The sequence below is a fragment of the Pseudomonas sp. C2B4 genome, assembly GCF_013359695.1.
GTDB lineage: Bacteria > Pseudomonadota > Gammaproteobacteria > Pseudomonadales > Pseudomonadaceae > Aquipseudomonas.
The window spans coordinates 1-9012 of record NZ_JABFMU010000105.1 but is presented as its reverse complement, the minus strand read 5'-3'; the positions used below and the strand labels follow the sequence as shown (position 1 = coordinate 9012).

At 60.1% G+C, this 9012-nt stretch carries 8 protein-coding genes; 2 read left to right on the top strand and 6 right to left on the bottom strand.

All coding sequences use genetic code 11. The features are described 5' to 3' along the window. Positions 1-287: 287 nt before the first annotated feature. Positions 288-758 (bottom strand): anti-virulence regulator CigR family protein, encoded by a 471-nt coding sequence (locus HNQ83_RS30425; protein WP_175392540.1) that lies wholly within the window; start codon positions 756-758, stop codon positions 288-290. A gap of 172 nt (positions 759-930) precedes the next feature. Here HNQ83_RS30425 and HNQ83_RS30420 point away from each other — a divergent pair, with 172 nt between their 5' ends. Then, complete coding sequence (locus HNQ83_RS30420; RefSeq protein WP_175392539.1) at positions 931-1845, top strand: alpha/beta fold hydrolase; 915 nt, start codon at positions 931-933, stop codon at positions 1843-1845. Here HNQ83_RS30420 and HNQ83_RS30415 read toward each other — a convergent pair. The 5 genes from HNQ83_RS30415 to HNQ83_RS30395 form a co-directional block, all read right to left on the bottom strand. After that, complete coding sequence (locus HNQ83_RS30415; RefSeq protein ID WP_175392538.1) at positions 1826-2386, bottom strand: nucleotidyltransferase family protein; 561 nt, start codon at positions 2384-2386, stop codon at positions 1826-1828. The genes HNQ83_RS30420 and HNQ83_RS30415 overlap by 20 nt on opposite strands. A gap of 46 nt (positions 2387-2432) precedes the next feature. Next, positions 2433-2981, bottom strand: a complete 549-nt coding sequence (locus HNQ83_RS30410) for a cupin domain-containing protein (RefSeq protein ID WP_175392537.1) — start codon at positions 2979-2981, stop codon at positions 2433-2435. 338 nt (positions 2982-3319) lie between these two features. Beyond that, positions 3320-4597 (bottom strand): FAD-binding oxidoreductase, encoded by a 1278-nt coding sequence (locus HNQ83_RS30405; protein WP_175392536.1) that lies wholly within the window; start codon positions 4595-4597, stop codon positions 3320-3322. Positions 4598-4650: 53 nt separating this feature from the next. Next, positions 4651-6141, bottom strand: a complete 1491-nt coding sequence (locus HNQ83_RS30400) for an aldehyde dehydrogenase (RefSeq protein ID WP_175392535.1) — start codon at positions 6139-6141, stop codon at positions 4651-4653. 213 nt (positions 6142-6354) lie between these two features. Beyond that, a complete protein-coding gene (locus HNQ83_RS30395; RefSeq protein ID WP_175392534.1) occupies positions 6355-7731 on the bottom strand; it encodes a glutamine synthetase family protein in 1377 nt (458 codons plus the stop codon). A 284-nt stretch (positions 7732-8015) separates the two neighbouring features. Here HNQ83_RS30395 and HNQ83_RS30390 point away from each other — a divergent pair, with 284 nt between their 5' ends. Then, on the top strand, positions 8016-8777 hold the full coding sequence (locus HNQ83_RS30390; protein WP_175392533.1) for a gamma-glutamyl-gamma-aminobutyrate hydrolase family protein: 762 nt from the start codon (positions 8016-8018) through the stop codon (positions 8775-8777). Positions 8778-9012 lie beyond the last annotated feature (235 nt).

Sequence of the window (9012 nt, the reverse complement as noted above, 5' to 3'; positions counted from 1 at the left end):
CCACCACCACCACCACCACCACCACCACCACCTTCTTTGGCGTGTGCGGAACTGATGATGGAAAGGTCAGCAGGCAATAACGGGGCGGCTGCGAGCATCATGGCGCAGGACAGGACAGCGGCGAGACTCTTTTTGTTTAAAAGCATGATTGCTTCCGTAGGGTTGATTTCGCGTGGTGTATGACGCACTAAAACCCGGACAGTTCAAGGCCTCGCGACGGACGGAGAGCCCCGTCACCGCAAGCGATTCGCATGTGTGATACGAATCGCATTTGTGCCGGTCAAACGTCAATCAAACGCCCCATTGAGCACTTCATAGATCAGTCCGGTCGCCAGCGCGACCAGAATCAAATCCGTGCCCACTTGCTGCCATTCGTACCCTTCATAATGCGGCAGTCTGCCAATCAACCGACCATCGAGTTTTTTCGCAATCCCCGGCGGCAACGGCTTGCCTCGGGCGAGGTTCTTTTGAATGCCGGGAGGCAAGGCAGGGCCGGGACTCCAGTAGTCGCGATAATCGCCGACGATCCCGAGCACGCTGGCGTGATTGATGCTTGGGTCATGATCCCAATCGCCGCCCCCGGACTTTTTGCCTTTGTTTCCATGACCACCCTGATTGCCGTGGTCCTGGGCATTTTGCGGGTTTCCCTTGGCGTTGCCCTGGCCCTTTCCATTACCGGGATCAGCCAATGCCGTCGCCGAGGCGGTGACCAGCGCCAGGCATGTAACAACTGCAATCAACGAGCGGGATCCAGACATGATTCGTTCCTTCAACATGGGAGTGTTCCTGTGAAATTTAGACGTTGTGGAGGACGTTAGTTCCTCCCCGATGGCCACAGCGGTCTACGCTCCCCCCATCAAGATTCAATGCCGGCCAGAAAGCCCTCCACTTTCAGGCGCATCCGCTCTTTCCACACACCTGGATATCGCCATGATCCGCTTCCTGCTGACTGCAATGACGCTGTTTGCCTTAAGCCTTCCGGCACACGCCGCGGTGACGCCCTTCCCTCCCTCCTTTCGCATTCAGGAGATCCCGGTCGAGGGCGTCACTCTGCACGTGCGCATCGGCGGAAAAGGCCCCGCCGTGGTGCTTTTGCACGGGTTCGGAGATACCGGCGACATGTGGGCGCCACTGGCCGCCGATCTGGCGCGGGACCACACGGTGGTGGTGCCGGACCTGCGCGGGATGGGTTTGTCGTCGATCCCCGCCAGCGGTTATGACAAGAAGACCCAGGCCGGCGACATTCGGGGGGTGCTGGCGGCCTTGAAAATCGATCATTCGGTGGTCATCGGCCACGACATCGGCACCATGGTCGCCTTCGCCTATGCCTCGCGTTATCCCGAACGTACCGATCGCCTGGTGGTGATGGACGCCCCCGTGCCGGGTATCCCGCCATGGAACGAGATCGTGCGCTCGCCGATGCTGTGGCACTTCGACTTTGGCGGGCCGGACATGGAACGGTTGGTCGCCGGGCGCGAACGCATGTACCTGGACCGATTCTGGGATGAGTTCGCGGGCGATCCCGCCAAGGTGGATGAAGAGATCCGTCAGCACTACGCCAAGCTTTATGCCCGCCCCGGCAACATGCATGCAGCGTTCGCCCAGTTCCGCAGCATTCGACAGGATGAAGTGGACAACCAGGCGTCGATGGCGACGCGGTTGAAGATGCCGGTGCTGGCGGTCGGTGGAGAGAAATCCTTTGGAAGCAATGAAGCGATCGTGATGCGCAATGCCGCGGACAAGGTCACGGAAGTGGTGATCCCCGGGGCTGGACATTGGCTGATGGAAGAAGCGCCGACCCAGACCATTGCGGCGATTCGCAGCTTTATGGCGCCAGGATCCTGAGCCAGGGCCAGCGAGCCTGGTAGCTTTTCGCTTTCTGATCGAAAAGGTCCGGTTGGGGATTTTTCGGGTTGATACGAAGAATGCCCTGTTCCGTGTCATTCAGGCCATTCGGCGCATAGACTTCGCCCGTTTCAACGTCCAGGCCGATACAGGTACCCGCCACCAGGTAACGGTCAATCCCGTCCCTGGCGGACTGAAGCGCAGGGTAAGGTTTGCCGAAACGCTGACCGTACCAAAGGTGCACACGGGCCTGATTCTTGATCTCGACATTCACTTCAAGGTCCTGGAACAGCTGTCGAGCCGAATGAATGACTTCATTCTCGGCTTCCCAGGACAGATCCGTATCGAAGTAAAAAACGTCATAGTCCTTGATGCCCCAGTCTGGAGGCAGATCCGACTGGTGATTCCACACGGCCTGGAATAGGCAGCCGGCAGTGAGCATGCATTGATCCAGGCCGAGGGATGGCAGGCGTGAAGCGATCTGCGCGTTTAACGGGTTGCTCATAGCAATCCTGGCCAACGCTTCGGCAGTCAATGTCATGTTCACTCCTTGAAAGTCAATCGGCCTCCCAGGCCACTTTCCCCCGTCAGAAGTTCGCCGGCGTATTCGCGCTGATAATCTCCGCTTCATCCTGGCCAATGTTGCGAAACCGATGCGGCAGGGTCGTCGGGAAGTAATAGCCATCACCGGCATTCAACACACTGGTCTGCCCATCAACGGTGAGCTCGACTGTGCCCCGCGTCACCAGCCCGCACTCCTCGCCTTCGGAGTGCACGATGGGTTCTTCCCCGGAACTGGCACCCGGCGCGTATTGCTCGCGCAGCAGGCGCATCTGCCGGCTCGGGACGGAGGCGCCGATCAGCAACAGGCGCAGGCCGTGGCGACCGAGGTCGGGTTGTTCGTTGGCACGAAAGACGTATTGGTGTTCGCGCGGGGGCTGGTCGAAGGTGAAGAAGTCCGCCAGGGACATGGGGATGCCTTCGAGCAGTTTTTTCAGGGAACTGACCGAGGGGCTGACGCGATTCTGTTCGATCAGCGAGATGGTGGCATTGGTGACGCCGCTACGGCGGGCCAGCTCGCGCTGGGACAGTTTGTAGCTTTCGCGTACTAATTTGAGTCGTGAGCCCGTGTCCATGACAGCCTTATGTGCTTGGTACTTAAGGGTAATGGGGGTGGAGAGCAGGCGCGGATCACGCCGTTTTCCGGTCCCGGAAACGTGAAAGGCGGCTATTAAATCACGTTTGTTGGTGTTGCTCAGCAGGTTCGATAAACGGCAGAAAAAAACTTTCTTCTGTCCTGATACTGCACCAACTGTGGGAGCGGGCCTGCTCGCGAAGGCGGTGTGCCAGGCGACATCAATGTTGGCTGAAATGGCCTCTTCGCGAGCAGGCTCGCTCCCACAGGGGAAAGCAGCGTTGGTAGCAATAAAAAAGCCGGCGACACCTTTTGGGGCAGCCGCCGGCGAGGTAAAGCTTAGATACCGAAACGGTCGCGCAACGAGTAGTACACGGCGCCCATGGCGGTGAGCGGCGCGGAGAACGTGCGCCCGCCGATCATCGGCATGTGTGGCAGGGAGGCGAAGGCGTCGAAACGCTCGGCGTCGCCGCGGATCATTTCCGAGATCAGTTTGCCAGCCAGGTGCGAACAGGTGACGCCGTGGCCGCTGTAGCCCTGCATGTAGTAGGCGTTTTTCTCGATACGACCGAATTGCGGCATGCGCGACATGGTCAGCAGGAAGTTGCCGGTCCAGCGGTAGTCGATCTTCACGTCCTTCAGTTGCGGGAAGGTCTTGAGGATTTTCGGGCGAATCAACTGCTCGATATCGTCCGGTTCACGGGCGCCGTAGACCACGCCGCCGCCGTAGAGCAGGCGGTTGTCGGCGGTCAGGCGGAAGTAGTCGAGCAGGTAGTTGCAGTCTTCGACGCAGTAGTTGTTGGTGATCAGGCTCTTGGCCTGTTGCTCCGTCAACGGCTCGGTGACGACGATCTGCGATCCGCAAGGCATGCTCTTGCTGGTCACACGATTGTCCAGGCCCTGCGGCAGGTAGGCGTTACCGGCGATCAGCAGGTACTTGGCCCGTACCACGCCTTTGGCGGTGCGCACGGTGATCGGTTCGCCGTAGGTGATTTCCACCGCCGCCGATTGTTCGAAGATCTTGCCGCCCAGGCCGATGATGGCCGAGGCTTCGCCCAGTGCCATGTTCAGCGGGTGAATGTGGCCGCCTTGCATGTCCAGCAGGCCGCCGACGTAGTTTTCGCAACCCACTTCGCGCTTGATGTCCGACTCGCTGAGCAGGGTCAGGTTCTTGTTGCCGTAGCGCTCCCAGCTTTTCTTCTGCTCGGCCAGGCCCTTGAACTGTTTCTTGTTCAGCGCGGCAAAGATGCCGCCCGGACGGTAATCGCACTGGATGTCGTAGTGCTGTATGCGCTGACGGATGATGTCGGCGCCTTCGAAAATCATGCTGCCGAGCACTTCGGCAGTCTTGTCGCCGTAGCGCTCTTCGATGACATCGACGTCGCGGCTGTAGGAGTTGACCAGTTGACCGCCATTGCGACCGCTGGCGCCGAAGCCGACTTTTGCCGCTTCGAGCACGGTGACGCTGTAGCCCGCCTCGGCGAGGAACAGTGCCGAGGACAGGCCGGTGTAGCCGGCGCCGATCACGCAGACGTCGCATTCCACCAGTTCTTCGAGCACCGGGAAGTCGCCGGTGAAGTTGCGGGTGGCGGCGTAGTAGCTGTTTACATGTTTCATAAGATTCTCCGATGGCCGCCGGCACAACCGGCGGCCGCCGCTTTTATTGTTATTTAGAGCTTGATCCAGGTCGCTTTGAGTTCGGTGTACTTGTCGAACGCATGCAGCGACTTGTCGCGACCATTACCCGATTGCTTGAAGCCACCGAACGGCGCGGTCATGTCGCCGCCGTCGTACTGGTTGACCCAGACGCTGCCGGCACGCAAGCCACGGGCGAAGGTGTGGGCCTTGCTCAGGTTGCTGGTCCACACGCCTGCCGCCAGACCGAAGATGCTGTCGTTGGCAATGGCCAGGGCTTCTTCAGCGGTGTCGAAGGTGATCAGCGACAGCACCGGGCCGAAGATTTCTTCGCGGGCGATGGTCATGGCGTTGGTCACGCCGTCGAAAATCGCCGGTTCCACGTACAGCCCGCCAGTCTCTTCGAGGGTGCGCTGACCGCCAGCGATCAGCTCGGCGCCCTGCTCCTTGCCGATGTCGATGTAACGCAACACGTTGTCCAGTTGACGCTGGTCGACGACCGCACCGACGGTGGTTGCTGGATCCAGCGCGTGCCCCGGTTTCCACGCTTGCAAGGCTTCCACCAGCAGCGGGATGAACTGGTCGCGAATCGAACGTTCGACCAGCAGACGCGAGCCGGCGGTGCAGACTTCGCCCTGGTTGAAGGCGATGCCGCTGGCCGCCGCCTGGGCGGCCACACGCAGGTCCGGCGCGTCCGCGAATACCACGTGCGGGCTCTTGCCACCGGCTTCCAGCCAGACGCGTTTCATGTTGCTTTGCCCGGCGTAGACCAGCAGTTGCTTGGCCACCGCCGTCGAGCCGGTAAAGGCCAGCACATCGACGTCCATGTGCAACGCCAGGGCCTTGCCGACGGTGTGACCGTAGCCAGGCAGAACGTTGAACACGCCTTTTGGAATGCCGGCATCCAGAGCCAGCTGCGCGATGCGGATCGCGGTCAGCGGCGACTTTTCCGAAGGCTTGAGGATGAACGAGTTACCCGCCGCCAGGGCCGGGGCGAATTTCCAGCTGGCCATGATCAGCGGGAAGTTCCACGGCACGATGGCCGCGACCACCCCGGCCGGCTCGCGCGTGACCAGACCCAGCTGATCGCGGGGCGTGGCGGCGACTTCGTCGTAGATTTTGTCGATGGCTTCGGCGGTCCAGCGGATCGCGTTGGCGGTCGCCGGGATGTCGACGTTCATCGAGTCGCTGATGGGCTTGCCCATGTCCAGGGTTTCCAGCAGCGCCAGTTCTTCCCGGTTGGCCAGGATCAGATCGGCGAAGCGGATCAGGATACGTTTGCGCTCGACCGGGGCAAGGTTGGCCCAGACGCCGGATTCGAAGGTACGGCGCGCCACGGCGACCGCGGCGTTGGCATCGGCTTCGTCGGTGCTGGCGACGTTGGCCAGGAAGCGACCGTCCACGGGGCTGACGCATTCGAACGTGGCGCCGCTGGCGGCCGCGCAATATTGACCGTCAATGAAGGCACGGCTTTCGATGTTGAGGGACTGGAAGCGTTGTTCCCAGTCGCTGCGGGTGATTGTCATGGTAGTGACTCGACGCAGGGGAATAGGTGGCTGTCGGATTTAACGCCAACCAAGTAAAACCTTGAAAATGCGATCCACTGTGGGAGCGAGCCTGCTCGCGAATGCGGTGCATCAGGCGATATCAGTGTTGGCTGATCCACCGCTTTCGCGAGCAGGCTCGCTCCCACAATTGATTGGTGGTGTACGCAGGGAATGCGTACACCACTTAACCCATCAAACGGTATGCAAGTACCAGTTGTACTCAAGGTCCGAGATGGAGTTTTCGAACTCGGCCAGTTCGCTTTCCTTGCACGCCACGAACACGTCGATGTACATCGGGTCGATGTACTTGGCCATGACTTCGCTGTCGTCCAGCTCGCGCAGTGCGTCGCGCAGGTTGTTCGGCAGGCTTTGCTCGTTCTGCTCGTAGCTGTTGCCTTCCACCGGGGCGCCCGGTTCGATCTGATTGGTCAGACCGTGGTGCACACCGGCCAGGACCGAAGCCAGCAGCAGGTACGGGTTGGCGTCGGCACCGGCGACACGGTGCTCGATGCGCACGGCATCCGGCGAACCGGTCGGCACGCGGACTGCAACGGTACGGTTGTCGATACCCCAGCTTGGCGAGTTCGGCACGTAGAACTGAGCGCCGAAACGACGGTAGGAGTTGACGTTCGGGCAAAGGAACGCCATCTGCGCCGGCAGGGTCTCGAGCACACCGCCGATCGCGTGACGCAGCGCGGCGTTCTGCTCGGGATCCTCGCTGGCAAAGATGTTGTTGCCTTCTTTGTCGAGAATCGAAATGTGCACGTGCAGACCGTTACCCGCCTGGCCCGGGTAAGGCTTGGCCATGAAGGTGGTGTCCATCTCGTGGTCGTAGGCGATGTTCTTCACCAGACGCTTGAGCAGGACCGCGTAGTCGCAGGCCTTTATAGGATCGGCCACGTGGTGCAGGTTGACTTCGAATTGCGCCGGGGCGCTTTCCTTGACGATGGCGTCAGCCGGGATGCCCTGCTCTTTCGCGCCTTCGAGGATGTCTTGCAGGCAGTCGACGTATTCGTCGAGGTCGTCGATCAGGTAGACCTGTGTCGACATCGGACGCTTGCCGGAAACCGGCGAACGTGGCGATTGCGGACGACCGTTCACGTTGTCCTGGTCGATCAGGTAGAACTCCAGTTCGAACGCAGCACAGATGGTCAGGCCCAGATCGTCGAATTTGCGCACGATATTGGCCAGTACCTCACGCGGGTCAGCGAAGAACGGCTCGCCTTCCAGCTCGTGCATGGTCATCAGCAGTTGCGCGGTCGGGCGCTTCTGCCAGGGCTCGATGCTCAGGGTGCCGGGGATTGGGTAGCAGATCCGGTCGGAGTCGCCGATGTCCAGACCCAGGCCGGTGCTTTCCACCGTGGAACCGTTGATGTCCAGCGCAAAGAGCGAGGCCGGCAGGTTAATGCCCTTTTCGTAAACCTTGTGGAGACTGGTGCGCTCGATGCGCTTGCCGCGCACCACACCGTTCATATCCGCAATCAGAAGGTCGACGTACAAAACCTCAGGATGTTTCTTAAGGAATGCGTTTGCTTCGTTGAGTTGAACGGCACGCGAGGGGACCGACATGATGCACCTATTTTTTACTGTTAATTATTATGTTCACCGCCCTTTCACGTAGCCAGTCAATCCGAAAGGCAAAGTGAAGTCAATAGCGAACACTCTGCCTTTCAGCGTTTATTTTCGGGCCTCTCAAAGGCACTAAAGTGCCATAACTGCTGCCAAACACGCGTAAACCCTGAAGATTTGACGTACGGCGTTTAGAATTTTTGACATGGGAGTTGTTAATTAAAATCAACGAGGCTAAGCTCCGGAAAAGCTCGTTCAAGTGTCAAACTTCGAGGTGAATAAAAATGGCATTCAAGCCATTGATCGGCGTTACTGCGTGCGTCAAACAGATTGGCCTGCACCCCTACCATGTCAGCGGCGACAAGTACTTGCGTGCTGTCAGCGTCGCGGCGCTGGGGCTGCCCGTCGTCATTCCTTCCCTGGCTGAACTGACCGAAATCGATGACCTGCTGCCGCAGCTCGATGGTCTGTTGCTGACCGGCTCGCCCTCGAATGTGGAACCCTTCCACTATCAAGGCCCCGACAGCGCTCCCGGCACCGAACATGATCCCCAGCGGGATCGCACCACCCTTCCCCTGATTCGCGCGGCCATCGCCGCCGGCGTGCCGGTGCTTGGCATCTGCCGTGGTTTTCAGGAGATGAACGTGGCGTTCGGTGGCAGCCTGCATCAGAAAGTCCATGAACTCCCCGGCTTCCTCGATCACCGCGAAGCCAACCATCCGGACCTGGCCGTGCAATACGCCCCCGCTCACGCGGTGAACGTGCAGCCCGGTGGTGTATTCCAGGCGCTGGATCTGCCTCCGGTGTTCCAGGTCAATTCGATTCACAGCCAGGGCATCGACCGACTCGCTCCCGGCCTGCGCGCCGAAGCGGTCGCGCCCGATGGCTTGATCGAAGCGGTGTCGGTGCAGAACAGCAAGGCCTTCGCCCTCGGCGTGCAATGGCACCCGGAATGGCAGGTGCTGGACAACCCGCCTTACCTGAGCATTTTCCAGGCGTTCGGCGAAGCGTGCCGGCAACGGGCGGCGCTGCGTAACTCGCGCTGACTTAAAGCCCTGAACATCCATTTACTGCCCCCGTGAGCCAGGCGGGCGTGCCTTTGCGCGCCCGTCCCTCACGACAACAACACACTGCAATAACAACAAGTACCGCAGCCAGGAAGGCGGCACCGGATAAACCCGAGTGATTTGGGTAAGGGAGTCAAACGCAATCCCCCTGTGGGAGCGAGCCTGCTCGCGAATGCAATGTGTCATGCGACATCAATGTTGACTGATCCACCGC